Raw genomic sequence first — 24,210 nt, 5'->3', positions numbered from 1 at the left:
GTTATTTTATTATTCATTTTTGATAACTTCCGCAGGATTCTGTCGGGCGGCTTTCCATATGCGCCAGATGATGCAGAGTAAAATAATAACTGCCACTACAACGAAAATCCCTACATATACCCAACCGTTAATCACAGTTTGTCTCACATACGTTTCAAGCCACTGCCTCATAACCACATATCCCATTGGGAAGGCTATAACAGCAGCAATAACCAGCAACAGCAGGTATTCACGGAAGAACATCTGCAAAATATGACGAATTTGCGCCCCGTTTACTTTACGTATGGCAATCTCCTTTTGACGTTGCTCACACGATAGAGTGACCAATGAAAAGATTCCGAATACGGAAATGAGTACACAGACCAATGACACGAAGCTCAATAGCTTCATCAGTGCATCTTCGGAACGAAGATATTTACCATATTCCTCCTCCTCGCTAAACAACCGTAAGTAAGCATTGGGGAATTCTTCTTTGTGGAGTTTTTCTATAGCTTCACGACATTCGTTCCAAGTCCCCTCTTTGAATTTAAAAAGGATACCGGCACGATTCAGGAGATATTCTTGTGCTTCGGGGCGTTGAAAGGCAATAAGTCCCGGCTTACTTGTCGGAGAACGATAACTAAAGTTTTTCACCACTCCGACAACTTTGTATGTAATGCCCTGACGACTGTTGGTGTTATTGCCGAAAGTCTTTCCTAGAGCATGTTTCCATCCGAATTTCAGGCACGTACTTTCATCAACCACAACTTCATTCTGCTGGCTCTTTTCAGATATAAATTCACCTTCCAGTAATTTCAAATCATAAAACTTAAAGAATTCCTCCTTTGCCGGCATTATGCCAACAAGTAGTGTTTTTTCTGTCACCTTGGGCAGCCCATCCCAATTTGTTATTTCTGCATACATCATCGGACCGGTTGGAATAATTGGAAAGTACGCAGGAGGTAAAGTTTCTGTTACCATAGGGAGAGCTTTTATTTTCTCTGCCCATTGATAAATGTCTCCATTCCACAATGCCACATTAGCTACATTATGACGCTCCATACCTAAATCCGTATTTTTCAGGAAATGTAGTTGTTTCATGATGACAACCGTGCAGAAGATAAAGCTAAGGCTAACCATCAACTGTACGATAATACCTATTCTGCGGAATAAGTACGGACGGGCAGTAGCAACATTTCCTTTGATCGTTTCCTGCAATGTTCGACGACGAAAATAGGACAATGGCATCAGTGTAAACAGAAACGACAGGATAATTACTGCCAGAAGATATACCAAGATTTCTCCATAATATGAGCTGGGCTCTATTTGCGTAAAGTTCAGGAACCGGGACATACTCATCTCCACCAGCAGCAATCCGCTGAACAGAGCAATACATAAAAGCAGCAATAACTCAATGGCAAACTGTACAGACAAGGCTTTATTGCTTGCCCCATTCACCTTACGAAGTGCCATTTCACGGTTGCGCATACAAAGGCGACTGATAAAAAGCGTCAAATAATTGAATAACGAACAAATAATCACCAGTCCGCCTGCCAAAGAGAAATAGAATATATAACTGAAAGAGATAACAACATCTGCTTTATCTACATAATCCGAATAGCGCAAAGCTGACATCCGGGTAATCAACAGATCGGAAAGTTCGCTCTCTTTCTCAATATCGTTGATGCGAACGGTGCTCATTTTTGTTCGGAATGCGTCTATATCTGTTCTTTCGCGTACACGAATAAATAGCTGCTCATTCGAACTTCCCCACCGAGGAGAATGTCTTGCCGGAGCCAGTATATTATATGGAATATTGGAATGGTTCGACCATCCGCTCACGATTGCTCCTATTTTACATACGCGTCTGCCTACTTCCACTTCTTTCCCCAATGCATCCTCTTCTTTGCTGAAGAGCCGCTTTGCAAATTCTTTGGTGATAGCCACTTCCTGACCATCGCTTTTCAGGAAGTTGACAGTACCTTTCAATAATTGTATATCAAAAAAGTTCATGAAAACAGAATCTGCATCAATCATTCCGACCTCCTGTTCTGTTTCCTCCAAACGGAATTTTACATGATGCGGGGTAAAAGCGGTTGCAGCTTCTATCTCCGGCATTTTATCTTGCAAATATTCCATTAAAGGATATGGAGTAAATTTACTTGTACCGGGCTCATTGGCGTAATGCGCACGTACCATATAAATGCGGTCGGATCCTTTATGGAAGTTATCATAAGTCATTTCATAACGTATCCATAAAGCAGATAGTGCGAAACAAGTGAAGCCGACTGCCAGTCCAATGATACTGACAAGGCTTTGTGTCTTGTATTTCATCAGATTGCGAAAGGCTACTTTCAGATAGTGTTTTATCATGATATATTCTTTATCGACAACTTATGTTTACATACTAACTTCAGTCACCACCTGTCCGTCAAACAGATTTATAATGCGGTCGGCATAACCGGCATCATGTTGTGAGTGGGTCACCATGACGATGGTGGTTCCCTCATTATTCAGTTCGCTCAACAATCCCATCACTTCTTTACCGTTTTTGGAGTCCAGGTTACCGGTCGGTTCATCAGCCAGAATCAGTTTAGGGTTTGCCACGACGGCACGGGCAATAGCGACGCGTTGCTGCTGACCACCGGAGAGTTGTTGCGGAAAATGCTTGCTACGATGGGTGATAGCCATTCTCCCCATAGCTGCCTCTACCCTCTTTTTCCGTTCGGAAGCAGAAATTCCCATATAAAGCAAAGGCAGTTCTATGTTTTCGTATACATTCAACTCGTCTATCAGATTAAAGCTCTGAAACACAAACCCTATCACACCTTTGCGAAGACTGGTACGTTGCGATTCGGTATACCGGGAGACTTCCGTTCCATTCAGGTAATACTCCCCTCCTGTCGGGTTATCGAGCAGCCCCAAAATGTTGAGCAATGTTGACTTACCACAGCCGGAGGGCCCCATGATGGCTACAAATTCACCTTGTTTCACTTCGATACTGACGTTATTCAACGCCCAAGTTTCTACTTCTTCCGTTTTGAAAATCTTCTGTAAGTTAATGGTCTTAATCATAACTGTATTGTTTTAGAATTATATTTTTATTCGTTTTTGTGATGTCTTTCAGGATATATTCCAGTGCCTGCACTTCGTACAAATCATCCTGAAATGTACGTACTTGGGAGGGAATATTCTCCGGCAGCACTTCACGACGGATAGTCTCAATCCATTTAATTACTTCTTTTTGCTGTTCGGGATAACATTTCACATAGCAGTGCCCTACGTATTCGGAAGAATCATAAAGCGTGAAAGCAAATCCGCCATTATGATTATGTACATCTGTCTGAAAGGGGGCGCATACTCCACAGACGGTAAAATCACTGGTCCAGTCGTAGAAGTTCATTCCGATGATATCTCTCTTTTGTCTTTTCTGCCAAACTTCATCCATTACGAGATCCTTTTTTGTCCGGATCGTCCTACCCTCCGTCATCGGAATGTTCATGAAGGTGAAGAAATTCAATGGTACACACATTACATTGATATCAATCCAAGAGTTATCATTTCCCTTCTCCGTCATTAATAAGTTTCCGGATACTCCGTGAGTATAGGATATGTCAGATAACAAAATATCTTTCACACCGGCATGCTGCCTGAAACGTTCCACCATTTCTAGTTTCTCTTTATTCTCTAGGAATGAATAGTCCAGCGGTATACTAAGAATCGCTTCCACTTCGCCCATAGCCCAAGTACGAAGTTCTTCGGATAACGCTACTTGTGTACCGGAAAAATAATCCCCAGTCTGTTCATTATAAAAATTTAGTTCTGCTATGCGGGAATAATTATCAAAACAATGATTGGTGGATTCTACAAAACGGCTGCAATACATACATACGCTGAAACACAGTAGTCCTACTGCCAATCCGATGACAGAGATTATATTCTGCGCCTTGTACTTCCACAAGTTTCTAAATGCTACTTTTATATAATGTAAAGTCATAAATTATATGTGTTTATTTCAAAATCAACTCTTCTGCATCCCCAAAGGTATCATATCCGGTTGTAATTACCCAATCTCCCGACTGTAAACCTTCTACTATTTCATATTGCTGCGGATTTTGGCGACCAATACTCAATGGCACACGGACTGCTTTTGTCTTTGATGTATTTACTTTGTAAATCCATTGTCCGCCTGTAGACTGGTAGAAGTTGCCTCGCGGAATAATGAGTGCTTGCTCCGGCTGTCCCAATTCAATCTGCACACGGAAGCTCTTGCCAACTCGTACATTATCGGGCATATCTCCTGTAAAGACAAGATCGACATCAAACATACGGTCTTTCACTTCGGGAACCACTTTTGTTATTTTCAGCGGATATTTGTTTCCCTGATAATTCACTGTAGCCGGTAATCCGGTGGTGATCCTGTCAATGTAATATTCACTAAGTGAAGTGTGGATTTTGTATTGGTCTAATACTTTTATTTCAGCAATACTTTCACCAGAGGAAACCTGTTGCCCCAGAGTGACCTTTACAAAACTAAGCTGGCCTTTCAAGGGAGCTGTAATCACCAAACTATTCAACCGTTCGCAAGTACGTTCATACTTCTTCCGTTCCCGCTCCCGGTCGTTACGGATCAGTTCCTTGCGTATCATCGTAACGGCAGAATCATGCCGCAGACTCTCTTGCTGCAGGGCTGCATTTTTCAGTTTGTAGCCGTATTCATCTTCTGCTACCTGCAATTGAGCCTTACTCTTCACGCCCATCTGGAATTCTTCGCGGTCGAGAGCGATGCTTTTTTTCAGGCGTTCCAATTCGTAGTTGTTGGTAAGGGCTTGCTGTTTCAGGTTCAGACTTTTTTGTTCCATTTCAATCTCCTGCTCCTGATAGGTAATCATTTGCTTTTCCCACTCGTCGCGCTGGTCTTCAATACTACGAAGCAAATCGGGATTGGAAAGAACAAGAATAGTGTCTCCCTGTTGAAGCAAACTTCCCTCTTCACCGACAATTCTTTCCACACTTCCTGCTTCACGGGTATTGATCTTGATGGTTAGTATAGGCTGAATGAGCCCTTCCACGTCCACATATTCCATGAAATTAGACACTTTTACTTCTGCAATCTGTATATCTTCGGCATCTATCCGCAGTTTTCTGGGACCTAAAGACAAAGTAATCACATAAATCAGGAAGGCGACAAACAATATCCCTCCTATCAGATAGTATCTGTAACGAATGTACCACGGTTTCTTTTCTAATTTTATATCCATGAAATTATCTGGTGTTTTACAAGTTTCTACTAGCTATGATTCAATTTCTATTCTTTACTGACTTTTCGTTGTTCTCTATTCAATCAGCAGATGATAGTCTTCTGTCAGCATCGTATTTCGCTCAAAATCATATAGTGTCATGCTACGGAGTGTGTAATATAAACTCCAATAATTATATAAAGCCGAAATATAGTTACGGCGAGCACTGTCTTTCTCTGAAATGGAGGCATTCAAATCAAGAATAGTAGATTTACCTAATAAGTAGAGTTTGCGTGCCACTTCGCTTCTTCGTTGGGCTGTTTCATCTGTACGGGCAGCGATGCGGACACGTTGCGTTTGCAGATTGAATTGTTTGACGAGTTTACGGACGTTCAGTTCAAAGTCTGTCCGGCTCTGTTCTACTTGTGTGTACACCAAATCACGATTGGAACGGGCTACTCGTACCTGTCCTTTTCCACGCCCCCAGTCCAGGATAGGAAGAGAAATGCCGATGCTCACGTATTGCTGGTCCAACAAATTTCGATAAGCTTCGGGCAGTTTGTCAGCAGTCTGCGTCAATCCGAAACGGAGATAGATATCTGCTTTCAGGCCAGCATTGGCACGGGCTTTCGCAACTGCACTCTCACTTTCCAGTTTGCGTCTTTCCATCGTCTGTATGTCCGGACTGTTTTCGTAAGCTAAAACCAGTGCTTCATTCAGGTTCACACTGAAATCCGGAACTTGGGGACTGACAAGAACACGCAGCTCCCGGTCTTCGTGAATACCGAGATAGGAACGGAGTTCCTGCATACAATTATCCATCTCAATACGGGCATTCATGCGATTCGTCTCTTCCGTCAAACGGTTGAGTTCCAGTTGTAGCATTTCATTTTCTGTGATGGTACCTATATTATAACGGCCTTGTGCATAACGGTAAAGTGTATCGGCATTGGCATAATTAAAGGAAGCAATATCGTAATCGCTTTGGGCAGTGGCCAAGGCAAAAAATTTATGAATCGCATTGGCTGATACGAGTTCGAGTGTCTCTACGTAGCTTTTCTTTGCCTCCTGATAGCGTACAGGTTCTATCCGTCTATCCCATTTCAGGCTATTGTAGCCAAAAAGAGACTGGCGATAACCTATCATAATAGGGGAAGTCTGCCATGAGTATTTATGTTCGCTGAATAAATCCATACGTTGAGCAGAGGTTTCAAGAAAGAAAGAACCACCAGTCCAGGATAAATTCTGTGAAAGATCCAAGGTTAAATCCGTATTCAATAAATTTTGTTCGACAAACTTTACCGAACCGTCTCCCATCGTTATCTTATTAATGGCACGGTTCAGATTAGGATCGGATGTCAAACTTAAAGACGGTAGATAATTGGCACGATAATATTTATAGTTCCAATATGCAGAACGGAAACTGTGACGTGCCGTTTGTGCATCGGGAGATTCCATACGGGCCATTTCTATGACTTGCTTCAATGATAACTCTGTAATTTGATTTTGAGCAATCAATAATTCTGTCGACAATAGTCCGAGATATATGAAGATTAATTTCAGATTCATTCGTTGGCTTTATTTGTTATTCATCATTCAAAAGATGTGCCATTTGCATAAATCACTATCATTCAACAATTTATCAATATCCATTCAGTTGATTGTGTGTGCATATACGCACAAAATTAGTGCGCAATCGCACACACAACACATGAGATTTATCCATATCTTTGCTCCCGGAATCTAATAGATTATAAGATATGGAAGAAGTGAACAAATTAGGAAAGATACTTATAGTAGATGATAACGAGGACGTGCTCTTTGCTCTCAACCTGTTACTGGAACCTTATACGGAAAAAATAAAAGTAGCTACTACCCCTGACCGTATCGAGTATTTCATGACCACCTTTCATCCCGATCTTATCTTATTAGACATGAATTTCAGCCGGGATGCCATCAGCGGACAAGAGGGATTTGAAAGTCTAAAGCAGATATTGCAGATTGACCCACAGGCTATTGTTATTTTCATGACTGCCTATGCAGATACAGACAAAGCTGTTCGGGCCATCAAAGCTGGTGCTACTGATTTTATTCCCAAGCCTTGGGAAAAGGATAAATTGCTGGCTACGCTGACTTCAGGAATGCGATTGCGTCAGTCACAACAGGAAGTCAGTATTTTGAAAGAACAAGTGGAAGTTCTTAGCGGTCAGAATACTTCGGAGAATGATATTATTGGAGAATCATCTGTTATGCAGGAAGTGTTTACCACGATAAATAAACTAAGTAATACAGATGCCAATATACTAATTCTCGGAGAAAACGGTACAGGCAAGGACGTGATTGCCCGACTAATATATCGTTGTTCTCCACGATACGGCAAACCTTTTGTCACGATCGACCTGGGAAGTATCCCCGAACAATTGTTTGAAAGTGAGCTGTTCGGCTTCGAAAAAGGCGCTTTCACCGATGCCAAGAAATCGAAAGCGGGACGAATGGAAGTAGCAACCAGCGGGACTTTATTTCTGGATGAAATTGGCAATCTATCACTTCCTATGCAATCCAAATTACTGACTGCCATCGAAAAAAGGCAAATCAGTCGTTTGGGAAGTACGCAAACCGTTCCCATTGACGTCCGTTTAATCTGCGCCACTAATGCTGATATCCGTCAGATGGTGGAAGACGGGAATTTCCGTCAGGACTTATTATATCGTATCAACACGATTGAAATACATATACCTCCACTCCGTGAACGTGGCAATGACATCATCTTGCTTGCAGATCACTTTCTGGACCGTTATACCCGTAAATATAAAAAGAAAATACACGGACTGACCCGGGAAGCCAAAAACAAACTGCTGAAATATGCATGGCCCGGAAATGTAAGGGAACTTCAACATACGATAGAACGTGCCGTAATTTTAGGAGACGGCTCCATGCTGAAACCTGAAAACTTTCTTTTTCACACCACGTCCAAACAGAAAAAAGAGGAAGAAGTGGTACTGAATCTCGAACAACTAGAACGACAGGCCATTGAGAAAGCACTCCGAATCAGCAACGGAAACATCTCCCGTGCTGCCGAATATTTAGGAATTACCCGTTTTGCATTATATCGCAAACTTGAAAAATTAGGTTTATGAAACGATTTGAGTTTAAAGTAATTCTGCACATCATAGTTATCTTTCTACTTTCCATTAGCAGTTGTCTGCTGTATCAAAGGCAGTTATGGTTCAGTACTACCGTCTGTATTCTCCTTCTAATAGGCGTCGGCATACATCTCTACCGAATACAGTTCAAACAAATCGCCTTATTACGGCAATTAACGGATGGACTCCGATACAACGATATAACGCAGAATCTTCATCCTCCTTTTAAAAATAAAATGATGGATGAGTGGGCACAGGAACTATCTAATGCATTAAAGGACTTTCGCGGAAAGCTATTGGCAGAAGAAATCAAGCATCAATATTACGAGAATTTATTGAATAAAGTAGATACCGCCGTACTCGTAACCGATGTAACCGGGCATATCGAATGGATGAATCAGGCAGCAGTCACTCATCTGGGGCAACTATCACAACTTCCGGAAGTTCTTCAAGAGGCTTCTACCAGTAATGACATATCCATTATTCGCATCGAGCAAAATGGCATCGTTCTGGAAATGGCAATTTCCTGCACCACATTTGTCACACAAGGTGCGTTCGCCACACAAAGCAAAAAGCAACGGCTAATTAGTTTAAAGAATATCCATTCCGTACTGGAACGAAATGAAATGGAAGCCTGGCAAAAGCTGATTCGTGTATTGACACATGAGATCATGAATTCCATCACTCCTATTATCTCTCTTTCGGAAACATTAAGTGAAAGAGGAATCCCCGAATCACTCGGAGAAAAGGAGTATTCTATCATGTTGCAAGCCATGCAGACTATTCACAGAAGAAGTAAAGGATTATTGGGATTTGTGGAGAATTACCGGCGACTGACACGTATTCCGACACCTGTCCGCACCAAAGTATCTGTTGCCGAATTGTTTACGGACTTAAAGAAATTATTTCCGGAAGAGTATATTCATTTCGAAATGCCCGCATCCGATTTATATTTATATGCAGACCGTGCACAGATAGAGCAAGTGCTTATCAACTTATTAAAAAATGCCCGCGAAACGTGCGAGCGGAAAGCAGATAAAGAAATACAAATAAAGTTTTTCTCTAAAGGCAACCCGACATTAGCGATATCTGATAATGGTGAGGGAATTCTACCAACTGTTTTGGATAAGATTTTCGTTCCTTTCTTCACTACCAAAACATCCGGTTCGGGTATCGGATTGAGCCTGTGCAAACAGATCATGGCTTTGCATGACGGAAGTATCAACGTAAAATCTGAATTAGGGAAAGGAAGCTGTTTTATTCTTACTTTCCCTAAATGAGAGCCACCAAAAGTCTTCCGGATCCTTTAATACGATGGATTAATCTGGGCAGCAGAGGATAAATCATCCTCTACTGCCCAGACTATTTGTATCCGGATTTAACTCCTTAACAGCTTCTTTGACTGCTTTATGAGTCGGCTTGCGATATACTTCCGCCTGTTGAACGGGGACAATCTCATTCACCATTTTTTCATATCCTTTTTGCTCTAACAAGTGGACTTCTTTTTCACCTGTTTCTTTTTGTTTTCTTGTTTTCATAAGGCTTTTCATTTTAAAATTCTTATTTATAGAACAGAAAACATTGAAAGATAGTTCATACTCACAAATTATTCGTGTACAAAGAAACCACACCCCCAATATACCACTATGGACTTGTTCATTCCGATACAAGATTTAAATTGAATAGTTACATAGTGAAAAAATATCCATCATGCTATCATTCATTTTAATAGTATTCTCATTATCAAAAGAATAAGTATGATAGATAGCTTTAAAAAAGGTATCTATCATACTTTTATTGCAAAAAAACGGCTATCTATCATGCCTATACTTTGTCTATTTTTAGTGTAGTATTAGGTGAGATTACCCATTTAAAGGCATAGGGATACACGTTTTATAGGATGATAACCTGTATTTGACAGCTTAATAATCTATTGGGAATGGTGGTATTTATATAGCCCACGTATGCAGGCTGTACAGCCCACACCTGCAAACTGTACAGCCTACAGATGCGGGCTGCACGGTTTACAGGTGTGGGCTATAAACTTATCGCCATTAAAGTTGGATTATTAAGCCGTGATCATCGGATTTATACGGATTCATTGCAACAAAAACAAGCTATCTTATGCATATAGGGCCTTTATTCGACTATTCTATTGATGATAGACAACCTGTTTTTGCTGGTAAAAGTATGATAGATACCTTTTTTTAAAGCTATCTATCATACTTATTCTTTTGACAATGAGAATACTATTAAAATGAATGATAGCATGATGGATATTTTTCACTATGTAGCATTTAATTCAAATCTGTGCTCTAATGAAACAAACTTTTGAGACGGTTGCCCTGATTTATGTATACCTTTTCTATAAATATATAAATTAAATCATATATTTGTGCTTTCATTCAACTCATCCTCTTATTAAATTATGAAAGAAAACAAATACGACAATAGCGATTTCTTCAGTCAATATTCTCAAATGTCCCGCTCGGTGGAAGGCTTGAAAGGAGCCGGAGAATGGCATGTATTGCAGAAAATGCTCCCCGATTTTGCAGGGAAAAGAGTTTTAGACTTAGGCTGCGGATTCGGTTGGCATTGCGTCTATGCGATAGAACACGGAGCGACACACGTTACCGGAATTGATATTTCGAAGAAGATGCTCGAAGAAGCCCGGAAAAGGAATCCTTCTCCATTCATTGAATACCAATGCATGGCTATCGAGGACTTTGATTTCCAGCCGGATACTTATGACATTGTCATCAGTTCGTTAACCTTCCATTATCTCGAATCTTTTACGGATATATGCCGGAAAATCAATAACTGCCTGACTCCGGGAGGCACCTTCGTCTTCTCCGTAGAACATCCGGTATTTACAGCCTATGGCAATCAGGAATGGCATTACGACCAGGACGGGAAGCCTATCCATTGGCCGGTAGATCGCTATTTTACGGAAGGCAGGCGCACAGCAATCTTTCTGGGCGAAGAAGTTGTCAAATACCACAAAACGCTGACTACGTATATAAACGGACTCCTTCAAACCGGATTTGAGATATGCGAACTTATAGAGCCACAACCGGACGAAAGATTGCTGGATACCATCCCGGGCATGAAAGATGAATTACGGCGTCCGATGATGCTTTTGATCTCTGCCAAGAAAAAAAGTAAAGACGCAAAGCTATGAGATTCAAGGCATTGAAAAATAATAGATAAAAAACATTCGTTTAGCTATTGTTAATTAAAAAATACTCCCTATCTTTGCACCGCTTTTGAAAAGAACAACCCTTCAAAAAAGTAGCGGGGTGTAGCGCAGTCCGGTTAGCGCACCTGCTTTGGGAGCAGGGGGTCGTGGGTTCGAATCCCGCTACCCCGACTACAAAGAAAAAGGGAGTTCGGTTAAAAGTTTTCGGGGTGTAGCGCAGTCCGGTTAGCGCACCTGCTTTGGGAGCAGGGGGTCGTGGGTTCGAATCCCGCTACCCCGACGAAAAATTCAAGTCAAGAAAAATTGAATGGTGTTGAGCTGATACAGTTTGTATCGGCTTTTTTGTTTGTGCAAAATAGACCCAATTATACCCTATTTTGGGGCAAATAAAAGGGATAATTCTTTGAACTATCTTTGAACAAGTTTTTCTATTTGCACCTATTTAGTGGAAAATAAAGCAATTTCCCGCCAATTTACCCCGATTCAAGCTGTTTAATGCAATTTTAAACATTTAAAAAACATTAAAACAGTATGGCAACATTTAAAGCAATCGTTTTCCAAACAGGAAGACATATAAAACAAGATGGAACATCAAATATAAAAATCAGAATCTATCATAATAGAGAATCCCAGTATATAGCAACCAGCTACTATATCCGCCCAGAAAACATGGACGACTCCGGCCGGATCCTACCCAACGTACCTAACAGTGAAATGATAGAGTACGAAATAAATGCGTATATCCAAAAGATCAGGAGAGAGTATTTGAAGCTAGGACAAGAAAGAACCCAATTTATGTCATGTAAGGACTTAAAAGAAGAAATAGAAAAATCATTAGTTCCTGATGCCGAGTTTATAGATTTTGTAGAGTTTACTCAAAATATAGTAATTCAAACGGAAAAGAGAAAAACTGCCGAATGGTACAGATCTTCTATCGATACCCTATGTTGGTACATGAAAAGAAAAAAGATAGATATAAAACTTATCACTTCATTCATGCTGAATAAGATGATCAAAGACTTATATCACTCCGGACCTGCCGGCACACCTTTAGAACCAGGCACGGTAAGCCATTATCTTAGGGGAATAAGAGCATTGTATAACAAGGCAAAACTCTATTATAATAACGAAGACTTTGATATTATAAGGATTCCTGGCGACCCATTCAAGAAAGTTGAAATCCCGGAGTATCGGAGAAAACGAAAGAATATAGATACCAACACCTTATTAAAAATCCGAGATTTTCAGTCTGATAAGAAATGTACTAATATGGCTCGTGATGTTTTTATGATGATGTTCTATATGATGGGAATCAATATCAATGATTTATATAGCATGTCATGTGAACGTCGTGGAAGGCTGGAATACACACGTTCCAAAACAAAAACGCGGAACAATCATGAGCAAATACCGCTTTCGATAAAAATAGAACCGGAACTCCGCATCCTCCTTGATAAATACACAGAGGGTTATTTCCTCTCCTACTTTCATACCAACTATTGTAACTTGAATAATTTTATGCGGGCAGTCAATAATGGGCTGAAAGACATTTGCATGAACTTAGAACTCGATTTCAAGATCACCACGAACTGGGCGCGTCACAGCTGGGCCAGCTTGGCACGCAACAAGGCTGGAGTTCCTAAAGCTGATATTGATTTCTGCCTTGGTCATGTGAATAACGATTATAAAATGGCCGATATCTACATTGATATAGATTATAGTATTTGTGATAAAGCAAATCGTGCTGTTTTGGACTTATTGCAAAAAAAAGAAGAAAAAAAGACCTGAAACGTTTGCAAAAACAAAAACTCTCTATATATTTGCAACCAAAATGGTGTTGAGCTGGATAAAACAATGATTTTATCCGGCTTTTATTGCATATATATGCTTCAATTGTTCATATTACTGAAACTCATCTCATTTTTACGCTATGCGCCACAAAACAATGACGCATGGAAATTACAGTTTCAAAAACAGCTTTATTAGATAAGCTTAAATCAATCGGGCGAATCATACAGCCCAAAAATTCAATACCGGCCTATGACAACTTTTTGTTTGTCGTCGATGAATTTGGTATCATCCTAGTTACAGCAGGAGAAGAAGGCGGGCGTATCTCTACCAATATTGACGGTAAAACAGACTTTACTGATCGTTCTTTTATGGCTAATGCCAAAACATTACTTGATGGATTAAAAGAAATCCCGGAGCAGCCATTAACTATTCATCTCTACGAAAAAGAATTGGTAGTCAAATATGCTAATGGAAAGTTTTCTATACCTGTTGAAAAAGGAGATCAATACCCGACAATGAGTACAGATAATACTGCTACCCCATTACTTGTATCAGGAAATGACTTACTATATGGAATAAGGCAAGTATTGTTTTGCAGTGCCAATGACGAATTACGTCCGGTACTGAATGGAGTCTATTTTGATATAGATTTAGATACTATCTCATTTGTTGCAACAGACGGCACCCGACTTGCGATGATTGAGAATCCTTCCGCTTATACGCGCAAGGAACGGGCAGCCTTCATCCTGCCAAGTAAATTTGCCAAAGTCCTTTCTAATATTGTTCCGGAAGATTGCATGGAAGTAGAAATATCAGTAAATCAGACTAATATTTTATTTGAGTTTGATTCATACCGTTTAACCTGCCGCATGATTGAAGGCCGGTTCCCTAATTATCGTGCTGTTATCCCTCAAAAGCAACCCAACCGTGCAGTATTGAAAAGAACCGATATTGTATCAGCCTTAAAACGCGTATCTGTTTTCTGTGATGAAAACTCTTCTCTGGTGATACTCAAGTTTTGTCCTGGTTCCCTTAAAATTACAGCCCATAATTTAGACTTCTGTAAATCAGCTGAAGAAACTGTTGCTCTACGAACTGGTTGTGATATTGAAATTGGCTTTAAGAGTAGCTTTTTAATCGAAATGATAAACAATATTCCCTCCGAGGATATTGCTATTACTATGAGTGACCCGTCGAAAGCCTCAATTCTTACTCGCTGCGATGAAGAAGTTCGTAGCTTGACTTATCTATTAATGCCTTTATCAATTAATTATTAATGCTATGGGAAAAGAATATCAATCACCTAAACAGGTTATTCAATCATATTTAGAAGAGCGAGCAAAGCGTGACCCTCTCTTTGCTACCTCCTATGCAAAGCCAAATAAGAAAATAGATGAATGCTACGACTATATCATAAGTCAGGCAAAAAAACGCGGTGGTAGCGTTGTATGTATGTCTGATGATGAAGTATTCGGATTAGCAGTTCATTACTACGATGAAGATGATATCAAAGTTAGTAAGCAAAACAATTATAAGGTATCAGCTGGAAATGTGAAAAAAGAAGCATCTACAGAACAACCAGAAATTAAAAAGTCTGCTTCTGCCCCTAATAAGCGTAAAGGGATGAAAAAGCAAATACCTTCCGGACAATTTTTATTATTTGAAGACTTATGAAGCCAAGAACGAAATTACAGCTTAGAGTAGCAGGTTTAAGTAGCCAGCTGCCTAATATTGAGAGTTTGATGATTGACTGGGCTAAGAATGAGTGTTTGAAACATATAGGATATGCAACCAAGTCACGTATTATCTGTATGGAGTGCGGCCAACGCTTCGCTCCGGAACTTGTAAAACGTAAACGTGCTGTTTGTCCTCATTGTGATACGTCTTTGAAAATAGAACAGTCGAGGAAGCGTATCAATAAACAGACAATGTTTATTGGCAAGGCAGAAATTTGTGAGGAATTCCAAGTTATCCGAAGTTTTGAATTGATTGCTTATTACCGGGCAGAAACAAAGCCTCGTTATTATATTCGTGAGATACTACAACATTGGATAAAAGACGACGGTAACCGGGAAGTAGTAGCTCGAGCCAATAATATGGGCTTCAATGGCTGGTGCGGAGAACTGGAGATACGGAATAAAGTTGTTGGATCGTATTATTACAATCATAACAATGATATTTACTGCGAACGCTATCATCCGGCCTCCGTCTTTAGACCTAAATATATTCAAATGGGTATAGATTGTAAATTACGCGGTATGTCATTTCTTACTGCCGCCAATACAATTCCCCATTCTCCCAAGGCTGAAACACTTCTAAAGGCAAGACGTTATGAATTAATAGATTATTTCGAGGGACACCGCTATAAAATTGATAAGTATTGGCCATCTATAAAAATTTGTCTTCGTAATAAATATCAGATTAAAGATGCTCCAATGTGGTTTGATTATTTGGAACTACTAGATCGCTATCACAAGGATCTTCATAATGCTTTTTATGTTTGCCCTAAGAACTTGCGTAAAGCTCACGACTACTATGTAGCCAAGCGTAAGAAAGAACAGGAAAAAGCTGAAAAAGAACGACGGGAACAAGAGATGCTAAAGCAAAAAGAAGCTATTAATAAATTCCTCGAGCGAATAAGTAAGTTTCAAGATTTGGTTATCACTGATAATCAATTGACTATTATACCTCTAAAATCTATCGAAGATTTTAAGGAAGAGGGAGATAAAATGCATCATTGTGTATTTACTAATGAATACTGGAAACGTGAGAACAGCCTGATTTTGTCAGCTCGTATTGAAGATAAACGCATTGAAACGGTTGAAGTCAATCTAAAAACATTACGTGTCGTTCAATCTCAAGGCGTCCTTAATCATGATACCAAATATCATGACCGTATTATTGGGCTCGTAACAAAGAATATGAACTTAATACGTCAAAAGCTGACGGCATAAAAAAGATCTAAATATGGCAAGACCATTAAAACAGGGACTGGATTATTTTCCTTTAGATACAGATTTCTTATCTGATAGGAAAGTACGCAAGATAATAAATGCTTGTGGCCCAAATTCCGTCACTATACTAATTTGCCTGCTATGTAATATCTACAAGGATAAAGGGTATTACATCGTGTGGGACAAAGAAATGCCTTTTGATATTGCTGATATAGTCGGGGTATCCGAGGGCGCTGTAAGTGAAGTCGTGAAGAAGGCCCTACAAGTGGAATTATTCGATAACACCCTGTATAGAAAGTTCCATATTTTATCTTCCCGTGGTATTCAAAATAGATTTAAAAGCTGCACTTCAAAAAGGAAAGATGTTGAAATTATCCCTGATTTTTGGATTAATGACGCCAATAACTCGATTAATGACGTCAATAACTCAATAAATGTAGGTGATAATGAACAAAGTAAAGTAAATAAAAGAAAATCTTCTCCCCCACATATACGCGTGGGAGAACTTTTTCCGGCGGATAGCTTCTTCGATAAGTCCTTAGATGATTGCTATGCTGAACTTAAATCAAATCAATCATGGGCGGAAACAGTAACGATGAATACTCGTTCTTCCGGCTACAATGACTTTACACTAGAAGCTTTTTACGAGTATTTGAAGCAGTTTTTCATGGAGCAACAGAATAAAGGCGAAACAGCGAAGTCTCCCAAAGATGCTATGTCCCATTTTGCTAGTTGGTTGAAAATTGAGCTTAAAAACAAGAAAGATGAACGGAGAACTAATAAAAACAGAACTGCAGGTAGTGCTAAGTCCGTCACAGATTGTCCAGAAGACAGCAATCAGAAAGGAATTAACACCGATACAGCAGGCCTTACAAGCTGGATCGACAGCCTCTCAATTGGTCGCTGAATGGAGCGGTACAATCGCACAACTAAACTGTAATGTCTCATTGTCAGATGTGGCTAATGCAGAGAATATACCCACTTTGGCAGACGTAAACAGGAGCTTTAGCAACTCAACATCAGTAGAGATCATTACCGAGCATTTGAAATCTGTACTGAGATATGCCGGTGTTGAGTTGACTAATGCCCAGCTGGCAGAAACAGCCCTGTCCATACTATCTAGCTACTGGTACCTGAATTTAGCCGAGTTATGTATTTTCTTCTCCCAGCTAAAGAACGGCAGCCGCGGACAATTCGTCTGGGGATCGAAGATCAATAATCAAGCGATTATGGTAGCACTTGTCGAATTTTGCAAAGACAGGCGACGCGAAATTGAGCATAGAGAAAATGAACTTGTACGAAAAAAGGCTGAAACTGGCTATGCCCGTAATGAGAACTTGATTAAAGATATCGTAACGGGAGTTCAAAATACCAGAAGAGAACGTGAAAAAGCAAAACAGGACTTCAAAACCTTCTGTGAGCTATTTCCATATCTGCCTGATAAGTATGAGCCCATGGTACTTTGGAAAGCATGGGGAGGCAATAAAAAGGCTCTACGTAAGATTTACGGTGAAAGTATTCCTCCTCCAGATGTAGCCGAAATGGATATCGGGATGTATTTGTGTAATTATAACATTGCTAAAACTAAAGAAAATGAGAGTTAAAGTATTGACAGTAAAACAGCCGTGGGCCTCATTGATCGTTCACGGTATCAAAGATATTGAGAACCGGAGTTGGCAAACAAATTTTCGTGGACGTGTACTTATACATTCAAGTGCAAAGGGAGATATTGCTAAGTTTGGTTGCTTACAGCCAAGCCAAAGATTAAAGGTGCTCAATACACCTATGAGCCGTATAGGTTTCAACGATCTTCCTTTTGGCTCCATCATCGGTAGTGTAGAGATTGTAGACTGTGTGCAAAATCATCCCTCAATATGGGCGGATAAAGGTGTTTCTCACTGGGTACTCACTAATCCCGTTCTCTTTGAAAAGCCAATTGAAAATGTAAGAGGGAAATTAGGATTATGGAACTATGACTGGGAGGAAACAATATGAAATACAAAGTTACAAGAGTTGAGTTAATAGATAGCATTTTAAACAAGTCCGTAGTTAACAGAGTACAAGATTTAACGGATGATATCGAAGTATATCGAAAAGAATTAAAAGAGGCACATAGATGTAAACGTGTGCTTTTGGTGTACGAAGAACTGCAAAAATAAAAGCGGCTGGCGTAATTTCGCCAACCACTCTCATAAGCACAAAGCTTATAGCTATTAGGAACAGCAAATATATAAAATCTTTGTGCTTATGGCAAGTAAAGCAGTAAATAATTACATAACAAAACGTTACGAACGCTGGCTTGATTACTCTTTGTATCATTGTGGGCTTGCCGGCATTCCTGATGAAGCGACAGATGTCTTGAATGAGGTTATTTGTTCGCTCCTTCAAAAGAAAAACAGGTTGCTGGACAAACTACTTGAAACAAAAAAAAATGGCTATACAGAGCTTGATTTCTTTGTTTTAAAGATGATAAAGCTAAACGCATCCTCTCCTACTTCACAGTATAGGAGTAGATACAAGCCCCTGCCTGTGGACGATAATGTAGATTATTCAAGGCTGGATATTGAAGATATCCCGGATGAATCAGAAGATAGAAATACTGAAATACTAAATAAACTGCATTTAGTAAGAGATACGTTTGAAAGCCTTGATTTAGGTCCGGTAGCAGCTCGTGTTTTTGAGTTTCATTTCTTCCAGGACGGTAATTTTTCCGACTGGGAAGGTCCGGAAACATTGAAACAACTATATGAGATTTATAACGGAGTGCAGGAACTTATTAGAAAGAAAATAGCCGGGGAAACTATATTTTAGTGAAAATTCCTTGGTCATGGAAGAAAAAGTAGAAATTAAGATTGATCCCCGGAACTATCGTATCCATGGGGACGAAAACAAGCGGCTTATTCATAAAAGCCTCGTTGAATGTGGAGCCGGTCGGTCCGTATTGGCCGACCGTGACAATGTGTTAATCGCTGGAAACGGCGTGTATGAGGAAGCTCAAAAGTTAGGTCTCAAAGTGCGTATTGTAGAGTCTGACGGAACGGAGCTCATTGTTATTAAACGCAAAGATTTATCTACGGAAGATGAAAAGAGAAAACTGCTAGCCTTGGCAGATAATCATACTTCCGATACTTCTCGTTTTAACTTCTCTGCTATCGTTGATGATTTTAATCTTGATATGTTAGGTGAATGGAATTTGAATATTCCTAACTTCAACATTGATGAAGATAAATTGGACGATTTCTTTAGTGGGAGTACTCAACCAGCTTCAAAAAAAGAAAAAGTGTTGATCTGCCCTTTCTGTGGAAGAAATGTATATGAAAAGGAGGATGACGATGAATAAACGAGTTATTACCTATAATCAAGTAATTGGTTTTCATTCCTATCCGGATGCACCTCCTTCATGCATTTATTTATCAGCACGGCATCGGCACGTATTTGTAATACGATGCAAGTTCGAGGTTTCAGACAATAACAGAGAAATTGAAATTTATACGATGCAGAAAAAGCTAGAAAGCACTTTGCAGAATGAATTTGGATCACCATGTGAATTTGGTTCATATTCATGTGAAGATATTGCGCAATGGCTTCTAAATCGTTTTTCTAGTATGAATGAAGTTGAAGTATTGGAGGATGATTTCGGTGGAGCCGCTATTCAAAGATAATCTTAAAGTTCATTTTGCAGGATGCGAAAATCTGGATAAACTAACGGCACTTCATACTGTAGGAGTAAAGTATTTCCTTTTTACATGCTATCCATTCGTCAAACAAATGATTAATGGCAAGCTTTCAAATAAAAATAGAAATAATATCATTCCTTCATTAGTATCTTCTCTTGGTGAGCATGCAATAATGGATTCCGGACTGTTTACTTTAATGTTTGGAGCAAACAAAGGAAAACATGATGAAGAATTCTTATACACTTGGATGTTGAAGTTAGTCGAATTTGTGAAAGAAACAGGATTCACTGGAACATGTGTTGAAGTTGATTGCCAAAAAATTCTTTCCCCAGAAATTGCCTGGAAATTCAGAAAAGAGATGAAACGTCTTCTTCCTGATAACAGGATAATCAACGTTTTTCATCTAGAAGACGGAAAGAAGGGACTTGATCGCTTGATAGACTTCTCGGATTATATTGCAATAAGTGTTCCAGAGTTGAGAATACATAAGAATCGAACCTACAAAACAGATGTTGCCTATCTGACTAGATATATCAAGAAGAAAAAGCCTCAAATTGATATACATCTGTTGGGATGCACCGAATCCAAAATGTTGAAAGAGAATAGCTTTTGCACGAGTGCTGATAGTACAACTTGGAGTGCTATTGTAAGATGGCCGAAACTTCCATTTGTCATTAATGGGAAGAAACTAACAAAACACATTAAAAATTTAGATGAATCAAAGTTATTAGAATTTTATGCAGAAAGTATCGATCAATTAGTAAAAAAGTATCGATTCAATCCTCGCTCTAAACCCACTTTGGCAAAAATTTGTTTGGCCGGTGAGTTATGTTTGCACGAATATGATTATTTATTAGGTAACCAAAGATGAAATTATGTACATAGTAAAAAAGCGTATTGAGATTTCAGCTTCACACAGTTTGAAGCTATCCTATGAAAGTAAGTGTCAGAACCTGCACGGGCACAATTGGATTATTATTGTTTGGTGTCGTGCAAAAACACTGAATCAAGATGGTATGGTAGTCGATTTTACACATATCAAACAGAAGATCCAGGACAAACTAGATCACAAAAATCTGAATGAGATTCTTCCCTTCAATACAACTGCGGAGAATATGGCAAAATGGATTTGTGATCAGATCCCGGGATGTTTTAAAGTAATGGTACAAGAATCTGAAAATAATATTGCGTGGTATGAAAAAGATTAATGAGATTTTTTACAGTATACAGGGAGAAGGTTATCGTACTGGTACTCCTGCTGTTTTCGTTCGTTTCTCTGGATGCAATTTGAAATGTCCCTTCTGTGATACACAACATTCTTCCGGAAGAGAAATGTCGGATGAAGAAATTATCAAAGAGGTTTGCTTCTACCCTACCCGCTTCGTTGTTTTGACCGGTGGCGAGCCGGGATTGCAGGTAGATCGAGAGTTTATCAATAAGCTCCATCAGGCAGGGAAGTTCGTTCAGATAGAAACAAACGGGACAGTTCCCCTTCCTATCGGCATTGATTGGATTACTTGCTCACCGAAAGAAGGAAGCAAAGTTATTGTTGTCAATCCTCACGAAATAAAAGTCGTCTATACAGGGCAAGATCTGTCAACCTATGAAGCCATGACAGCTGCAGTATATTATCTGCAACCATGTTCCTGTCAAAACACAGAAGAAGTTATTAACTACGTAAAAGAACACCCAAAATGGAAACTAAGTCTACAGACACAAAAGATATTGAATGTGCAGTAAGAACAATCCTATCGTATATTGGTGACAATCCAGAACGCGAAGGATTAAAAGGAACACCGGAACGCATTGTCAGAATGTGGAAAGAACTATTTCGCGGATATGATCCTGAACAGGCACCGAAAATAACGACTTTCCCCAATGGTAAAGATGGATTATCCTTTAATAGTATAGTTGCAGACTCTGGTAACTACTACTCAATGTGCGAGCACCACATGATGCCTTTCTTCGGAAAGTATTGGTTTGCCTATATTCCTAATTCGGAAGGAAGCATATTAGGCATCTCAAAGATTGGCCGCGTTATCGATTATTGTGCAGCCCGCTTACAGGTACAGGAGAGACTAGCTCAAGATGTCGTTACGATGATAGTGGATGCACTCGGAAAAGAACACCCACCGTTAGCAGTTGGTATTATTATGGAAGGAGAACACTTGTGTAAAACCATGCGTGGAGTAAAAAAACAGGGAAAAATGCGTTCTTCTTTCTATTTTGATAATGGAAGGTTGCCTGAACTGAGGGCTGAATTATCACAATTTGCTAGTTTTGGTTAGTTTATGACAGAGAAGAAGAATCCGGCCGAGAAGAAAAAAAGAGGGCGTAAATCAGAGTACAGAATAGAGTATGCCGATCAAGCTCTAAAGCTTTGTTTGTTGGGTGCAACAGATAAAGAGCTCGCCGAATTCTTCTCTGTTTCAGAGCAAACCTTAAATAAATGGAAAAAAGACTATCCCGAATTTCTTGAGTCCCTAAAAAAAGGAAAGAATATTGCGGATGCGAACGTTGCATCTCGGTTATATAATCGTGCTATCGGTTATTCCTGTAAGGCAACAAAATTTGCAACATCCGAAGGAAGAATAACAGACTCAAAAGAATATATTGAGCATTACCCACCTGATACGACAGCTGCTATATTCTGGCTGAAGAACCGGCAGCCGGAGAAATGGAGAGACAAAAAAGAAGTTGATGCAAATGTGAACCTTGGTGATGAATTGGAAGGATTGAGTGACGAACAACTACAGGCTATAATTGATGGCAAAGAAGAAGAGTAAAAGACAAATATTGATTCGTAAAGCAAAGGCTGCTACCATACTCCGCAAACGAATAGCAAAGAAAGACTTTTGGGCGTTTTGTTTGTACTATGATCCGAAGTTTTTCTCTAAACGTCTGTTCCTAAAAAAGGTCGCAGAAGCGTTCATGCGTGTGTATGAATCATATTCTGCCAGTATAATCTACCGTCTTGCTGTCAGTATGCCGCCACGTGCCGGAAAGTCTTATATATCTTCTCTATTCATTGCCTGGATGTACGGACACTTTCCGGAAGAGTCAGTTATGCGTAACTGTTGTTCGGATACTCTCTATAATAAACTATCATACGATACTCGAGATGTTGTGAAATCTAGGCGTTTTAAAGAAATATTTCCCGATATCCATTTAAAGGGTGATAAGCAGAATGTCAAGAGCTGGAGTGTGGAAGGCGCTCGGCAGGTAAGCTACTTCGGTGGTGGTGTTGGTGGTACCGTTATTGGATTTGGTGCGTCAATGCTCGCCATGACGGATGACTTGTACAAGAGTCTGGAAGATGCATTATCGGATAATAACAATGAAAAGGTATGGTCTTGGAAGCAGGGTACGCATGACTCCCGTATTGAAGGAAGCTGCTGTATGATTGATATTGGTACTCGCTGGTCCTCTAATGATGTCCTTGGACGCATGGAAGAAGCCGGCAAGTACAATGAAATCATTCGTATTGCTGCGCTGGATGAGAATGATGAAACTTTCTGCGCCGATGTTCATACTACAGAATATTACAAGGAATTACGTTCTGAAACAGACGAAAGTATTTGGATGGCCGAGTATATGCAGGAACCGTTCGAGGCCAAAGGGTTACTATTCCCCAAATCGTCTCTCATGCGCTTCAAACTTGCCGATATTGCAGGGAAAAAACCTGATGGAACACTCGGAGCCTGTGATACTGCTGATAAAGGAGATGATGATTTCTGCGCACCATTCGCAAAGGTGTTTGGTCCAAAATACTTCATTACCGATATTCTTTTCACTAAAGATCCTGTCGAAGTCACAGAACCGCGCCTGGCGCAAATGGTTATTGATACAGAGTGCGATCAACTACGTATTGAATCAAACAATGGCGGGCGTATATTTGCTATCAATGTACGCAAACTTGTTACTGCTAAAAAGAAATCATGTATGATTCAAGCCCGGGCAACAACACAGCACAAGGAAACACGTATCATCATGAAAGCTGGCTGGATAAAGAAGCATTGTGCTTTTCTTGATGAAACAGAATATTCTAAAGGATCAGACTACGGTCGTTTCATGAAAGCGTTTACCAGTTACAAGCGCGAGGGTGATAACGCTCATGACGATGCTCCGGATGGCATGACAATCCTTGCAGAGTTTGCAGAGTCACTTGGCTTGAAATTTAAGAAGCAAACTCGTAAGGTAGGACGCGGATAAGTTCCTTTCTGTGTA

At 39.8% G+C, this 24,210-nt stretch carries 25 protein-coding genes and 2 tRNA genes; 21 read left to right on the top strand and 6 right to left on the bottom strand.

Features of this window, described 5'->3' with window-relative positions; translation table 11 throughout:
• Nucleotides 1-9: 9 nt before the first annotated feature.
• The 5 genes from DW862_RS18020 to DW862_RS18000 all read right to left on the bottom strand — a co-directional run bounded on the left by DW862_RS18020 (nucleotide 10) and on the right by DW862_RS18000 (nucleotide 6,788).
• On the bottom strand, nucleotides 10-2,352 hold the full coding sequence (locus DW862_RS18020) for an FtsX-like permease family protein (RefSeq protein WP_120069734.1): 2,343 nt from the start codon (nucleotides 2,350-2,352) through the stop codon (nucleotides 10-12).
• A gap of 27 nt (nucleotides 2,353-2,379) precedes the next feature.
• Entirely contained in the window at nucleotides 2,380-3,054 is a 675-nt protein-coding gene (locus DW862_RS18015) for an ABC transporter ATP-binding protein (RefSeq protein ID WP_120069730.1), read from the bottom strand.
• Complete coding sequence (locus DW862_RS18010) at nucleotides 3,047-3,976, bottom strand: ABC transporter permease (RefSeq protein WP_242398139.1); 930 nt, start codon at nucleotides 3,974-3,976, stop codon at nucleotides 3,047-3,049. Before DW862_RS18010 ends, DW862_RS18015 begins: the two co-directional genes overlap by 8 nt.
• A 13-nt stretch (nucleotides 3,977-3,989) precedes the next feature.
• On the bottom strand, nucleotides 3,990-5,240 hold the full coding sequence (locus tag DW862_RS18005) for an efflux RND transporter periplasmic adaptor subunit (RefSeq protein ID WP_120069726.1): 1,251 nt from the start codon (nucleotides 5,238-5,240) through the stop codon (nucleotides 3,990-3,992).
• A 75-nt stretch (nucleotides 5,241-5,315) separates the two neighbouring features.
• Nucleotides 5,316-6,788: a TolC family protein gene (locus DW862_RS18000; RefSeq protein WP_120069723.1), complete on the bottom strand. Its 1,473-nt coding sequence runs from the start codon at nucleotides 6,786-6,788 to the stop codon at nucleotides 5,316-5,318.
• A gap of 191 nt (nucleotides 6,789-6,979) precedes the next feature.
• On the opposite strand from DW862_RS18000, the gene DW862_RS17995 reads away from it, so the two are divergent.
• Both DW862_RS17995 and DW862_RS17990 read left to right on the top strand, forming a co-directional pair.
• The gene (locus DW862_RS17995) at nucleotides 6,980-8,356 is read left to right on the top strand and encodes a sigma-54 dependent transcriptional regulator (protein WP_118195232.1); all 1,377 of its coding nucleotides are present in this window, start codon (nucleotides 6,980-6,982) and stop codon (nucleotides 8,354-8,356) included.
• On the top strand, nucleotides 8,353-9,642 hold the full coding sequence (locus DW862_RS17990; RefSeq protein WP_120069719.1) for a PAS domain-containing sensor histidine kinase: 1,290 nt from the start codon (nucleotides 8,353-8,355) through the stop codon (nucleotides 9,640-9,642). Before DW862_RS17995 ends, DW862_RS17990 begins: the two co-directional genes overlap by 4 nt.
• Before the next feature lie 63 nt (nucleotides 9,643-9,705).
• Here DW862_RS17990 and DW862_RS17985 read toward each other — a convergent pair whose 3' ends face one another.
• On the bottom strand, nucleotides 9,706-9,900 hold the full coding sequence (locus DW862_RS17985; protein WP_008022408.1) for a hypothetical protein: 195 nt from the start codon (nucleotides 9,898-9,900) through the stop codon (nucleotides 9,706-9,708).
• Between the two features lie 890 nt (nucleotides 9,901-10,790).
• Between DW862_RS17985 and DW862_RS17980 the strand changes: the two genes are divergently transcribed.
• The 19 genes from DW862_RS17980 (at nucleotide 10,791) to terL (ending at nucleotide 24,195) form a co-directional block, all read left to right on the top strand.
• Entirely contained in the window at nucleotides 10,791-11,543 is a 753-nt protein-coding gene (locus tag DW862_RS17980; protein ID WP_120069716.1) for a bifunctional 2-polyprenyl-6-hydroxyphenol methylase/3-demethylubiquinol 3-O-methyltransferase UbiG, read from the top strand.
• Between the two features lie 114 nt (nucleotides 11,544-11,657).
• A tRNA-Pro gene (locus DW862_RS17975) sits at nucleotides 11,658-11,732 on the top strand.
• Nucleotides 11,733-11,766: 34 nt separating this feature from the next.
• Nucleotides 11,767-11,841, top strand: a tRNA-Pro gene (locus DW862_RS17970).
• Between the two features lie 251 nt (nucleotides 11,842-12,092).
• Nucleotides 12,093-13,349: a phage integrase SAM-like domain-containing protein gene (locus DW862_RS17965; RefSeq protein ID WP_049702804.1), complete on the top strand. Its 1,257-nt coding sequence runs from the start codon at nucleotides 12,093-12,095 to the stop codon at nucleotides 13,347-13,349.
• A gap of 164 nt (nucleotides 13,350-13,513) precedes the next feature.
• Nucleotides 13,514-14,629 carry a DNA polymerase III subunit beta gene (gene dnaN / locus DW862_RS17960; RefSeq protein WP_120069712.1) on the top strand — a complete coding sequence of 372 codons (1,116 nt, stop codon included), beginning with the start codon at nucleotides 13,514-13,516 and terminating at the stop codon, nucleotides 14,627-14,629.
• 4 nt (nucleotides 14,630-14,633) lie between these two features.
• Nucleotides 14,634-15,026, top strand: a complete 393-nt coding sequence (locus DW862_RS17955; protein WP_120069709.1) for a Cas9 inhibitor AcrIIA9 family protein — start codon at nucleotides 14,634-14,636, stop codon at nucleotides 15,024-15,026.
• Entirely contained in the window at nucleotides 15,023-16,306 is a 1,284-nt protein-coding gene (locus tag DW862_RS17950; protein ID WP_120069705.1) for a PcfJ domain-containing protein, read from the top strand. The genes DW862_RS17955 and DW862_RS17950 overlap by 4 nt, the downstream gene beginning before the upstream one ends.
• Nucleotides 16,307-16,319: 13 nt before the next feature.
• Nucleotides 16,320-17,213 (top strand): DUF4373 domain-containing protein, encoded by an 894-nt coding sequence (locus DW862_RS26430; protein WP_120069702.1) that lies wholly within the window; start codon nucleotides 16,320-16,322, stop codon nucleotides 17,211-17,213.
• Nucleotides 17,107-17,910 (top strand): hypothetical protein, encoded by an 804-nt coding sequence (locus tag DW862_RS17940; protein WP_243636510.1) that lies wholly within the window; start codon nucleotides 17,107-17,109, stop codon nucleotides 17,908-17,910. Before DW862_RS26430 ends, DW862_RS17940 begins: the two co-directional genes overlap by 107 nt.
• The gene (locus DW862_RS17935; protein WP_117979995.1) at nucleotides 17,900-18,301 is read left to right on the top strand and encodes an ASCH domain-containing protein; all 402 of its coding nucleotides are present in this window, start codon (nucleotides 17,900-17,902) and stop codon (nucleotides 18,299-18,301) included. The genes DW862_RS17940 and DW862_RS17935 overlap by 11 nt, the downstream gene beginning before the upstream one ends.
• A gap of 252 nt (nucleotides 18,302-18,553) precedes the next feature.
• Nucleotides 18,554-19,117 carry a hypothetical protein gene (locus DW862_RS17930; RefSeq protein WP_008998646.1) on the top strand — a complete coding sequence of 188 codons (564 nt, stop codon included), beginning with the start codon at nucleotides 18,554-18,556 and terminating at the stop codon, nucleotides 19,115-19,117.
• A gap of 16 nt (nucleotides 19,118-19,133) precedes the next feature.
• On the top strand, nucleotides 19,134-19,646 hold the full coding sequence (locus tag DW862_RS17925) for a hypothetical protein (protein WP_008998647.1): 513 nt from the start codon (nucleotides 19,134-19,136) through the stop codon (nucleotides 19,644-19,646).
• Nucleotides 19,639-19,968, top strand: coding sequence for a hypothetical protein (locus DW862_RS17920; protein WP_120069696.1), 330 nt, complete (start codon nucleotides 19,639-19,641; stop codon nucleotides 19,966-19,968). The genes DW862_RS17925 and DW862_RS17920 overlap by 8 nt, the downstream gene beginning before the upstream one ends.
• Before the next feature lie 106 nt (nucleotides 19,969-20,074).
• Nucleotides 20,075-20,854 carry a hypothetical protein gene (locus DW862_RS17915; protein ID WP_133304330.1) on the top strand — a complete coding sequence of 260 codons (780 nt, stop codon included), beginning with the start codon at nucleotides 20,075-20,077 and terminating at the stop codon, nucleotides 20,852-20,854.
• Between the two features lie 4 nt (nucleotides 20,855-20,858).
• Nucleotides 20,859-21,191: a 6-carboxytetrahydropterin synthase QueD gene (gene queD, locus DW862_RS17910; RefSeq protein WP_008998650.1), complete on the top strand. Its 333-nt coding sequence runs from the start codon at nucleotides 20,859-20,861 to the stop codon at nucleotides 21,189-21,191.
• Nucleotides 21,178-21,723 carry a 7-carboxy-7-deazaguanine synthase QueE gene (locus DW862_RS17905; protein ID WP_117980000.1) on the top strand — a complete coding sequence of 182 codons (546 nt, stop codon included), beginning with the start codon at nucleotides 21,178-21,180 and terminating at the stop codon, nucleotides 21,721-21,723. Before queD ends, DW862_RS17905 begins: the two co-directional genes overlap by 14 nt.
• Nucleotides 21,678-22,271, top strand: coding sequence for a GTP cyclohydrolase I (gene folE, locus DW862_RS17900; protein ID WP_117980001.1), 594 nt, complete (start codon nucleotides 21,678-21,680; stop codon nucleotides 22,269-22,271). Before DW862_RS17905 ends, folE begins: the two co-directional genes overlap by 46 nt.
• 3 nt (nucleotides 22,272-22,274) lie before the next feature.
• Nucleotides 22,275-22,769 carry a helix-turn-helix domain-containing protein gene (locus DW862_RS17895; RefSeq protein WP_117980002.1) on the top strand — a complete coding sequence of 165 codons (495 nt, stop codon included), beginning with the start codon at nucleotides 22,275-22,277 and terminating at the stop codon, nucleotides 22,767-22,769.
• Nucleotides 22,750-24,195, top strand: a complete 1,446-nt coding sequence (gene terL, locus DW862_RS17890; protein WP_181982077.1) for a phage terminase large subunit — start codon at nucleotides 22,750-22,752, stop codon at nucleotides 24,193-24,195. The genes DW862_RS17895 and terL overlap by 20 nt, the downstream gene beginning before the upstream one ends.
• The last annotated feature ends 15 nt before the right edge of the window (nucleotides 24,196-24,210 follow it).

The organism is Bacteroides sp. AM37-9, assembly GCF_003603455.1.
In the GTDB taxonomy this organism is placed as follows: domain Bacteria; phylum Bacteroidota; class Bacteroidia; order Bacteroidales; family Bacteroidaceae; genus Bacteroides; species Bacteroides xylanisolvens.
Note: the sequence above shows the minus strand (reverse complement) of the source record. Positions and strands in the feature narration are given on the sequence as shown.

Bases quoted from the DNA above. Each gene is read 5' to 3' on its own strand.
- DW862_RS18020 (WP_120069734.1), bottom strand. From the start codon at position 2,352: ATGATAAAACACTATCTGAAAGTAGCCTTTCGCAATCTGATGAAATAC.
- DW862_RS18015 (WP_120069730.1), bottom strand. From the start codon at position 3,054: ATGATTAAGACCATTAACTTACAGAAGATTTTCAAAACGGAAGAAGTA.
- DW862_RS18010 (WP_242398139.1), bottom strand. From the start codon at position 3,976: ATGACTTTACATTATATAAAAGTAGCATTTAGAAACTTGTGGAAGTAC.
- DW862_RS18005 (WP_120069726.1), bottom strand. From the start codon at position 5,240: ATGGATATAAAATTAGAAAAGAAACCGTGGTACATTCGTTACAGATAC.
- DW862_RS18000 (WP_120069723.1), bottom strand. From the start codon at position 6,788: ATGAATCTGAAATTAATCTTCATATATCTCGGACTATTGTCGACAGAA.
- DW862_RS17995 (WP_118195232.1), top strand. From the start codon at position 6,980: ATGGAAGAAGTGAACAAATTAGGAAAGATACTTATAGTAGATGATAAC.
- DW862_RS17990 (WP_120069719.1), top strand. From the start codon at position 8,353: ATGAAACGATTTGAGTTTAAAGTAATTCTGCACATCATAGTTATCTTT.
- DW862_RS17985 (WP_008022408.1), bottom strand. From the start codon at position 9,900: ATGAAAACAAGAAAACAAAAAGAAACAGGTGAAAAAGAAGTCCACTTG.
- DW862_RS17980 (WP_120069716.1), top strand. From the start codon at position 10,791: ATGAAAGAAAACAAATACGACAATAGCGATTTCTTCAGTCAATATTCT.
- DW862_RS17965 (WP_049702804.1), top strand. From the start codon at position 12,093: ATGGCAACATTTAAAGCAATCGTTTTCCAAACAGGAAGACATATAAAA.
- dnaN (WP_120069712.1), top strand. From the start codon at position 13,514: ATGGAAATTACAGTTTCAAAAACAGCTTTATTAGATAAGCTTAAATCA.
- DW862_RS17955 (WP_120069709.1), top strand. From the start codon at position 14,634: ATGGGAAAAGAATATCAATCACCTAAACAGGTTATTCAATCATATTTA.
- DW862_RS17950 (WP_120069705.1), top strand. From the start codon at position 15,023: ATGAAGCCAAGAACGAAATTACAGCTTAGAGTAGCAGGTTTAAGTAGC.
- DW862_RS26430 (WP_120069702.1), top strand. From the start codon at position 16,320: ATGGCAAGACCATTAAAACAGGGACTGGATTATTTTCCTTTAGATACA.
- DW862_RS17935 (WP_117979995.1), top strand. From the start codon at position 17,900: ATGAGAGTTAAAGTATTGACAGTAAAACAGCCGTGGGCCTCATTGATC.
- DW862_RS17930 (WP_008998646.1), top strand. From the start codon at position 18,554: ATGGCAAGTAAAGCAGTAAATAATTACATAACAAAACGTTACGAACGC.
- DW862_RS17925 (WP_008998647.1), top strand. From the start codon at position 19,134: ATGGAAGAAAAAGTAGAAATTAAGATTGATCCCCGGAACTATCGTATC.
- DW862_RS17920 (WP_120069696.1), top strand. From the start codon at position 19,639: ATGAATAAACGAGTTATTACCTATAATCAAGTAATTGGTTTTCATTCC.
- DW862_RS17915 (WP_133304330.1), top strand. From the start codon at position 20,075: ATGATTAATGGCAAGCTTTCAAATAAAAATAGAAATAATATCATTCCT.
- queD (WP_008998650.1), top strand. From the start codon at position 20,859: ATGTACATAGTAAAAAAGCGTATTGAGATTTCAGCTTCACACAGTTTG.
- DW862_RS17905 (WP_117980000.1), top strand. From the start codon at position 21,178: ATGAAAAAGATTAATGAGATTTTTTACAGTATACAGGGAGAAGGTTAT.
- folE (WP_117980001.1), top strand. From the start codon at position 21,678: ATGGAAACTAAGTCTACAGACACAAAAGATATTGAATGTGCAGTAAGA.
- DW862_RS17895 (WP_117980002.1), top strand. From the start codon at position 22,275: ATGACAGAGAAGAAGAATCCGGCCGAGAAGAAAAAAAGAGGGCGTAAA.
- terL (WP_181982077.1), top strand. From the start codon at position 22,750: ATGGCAAAGAAGAAGAGTAAAAGACAAATATTGATTCGTAAAGCAAAG.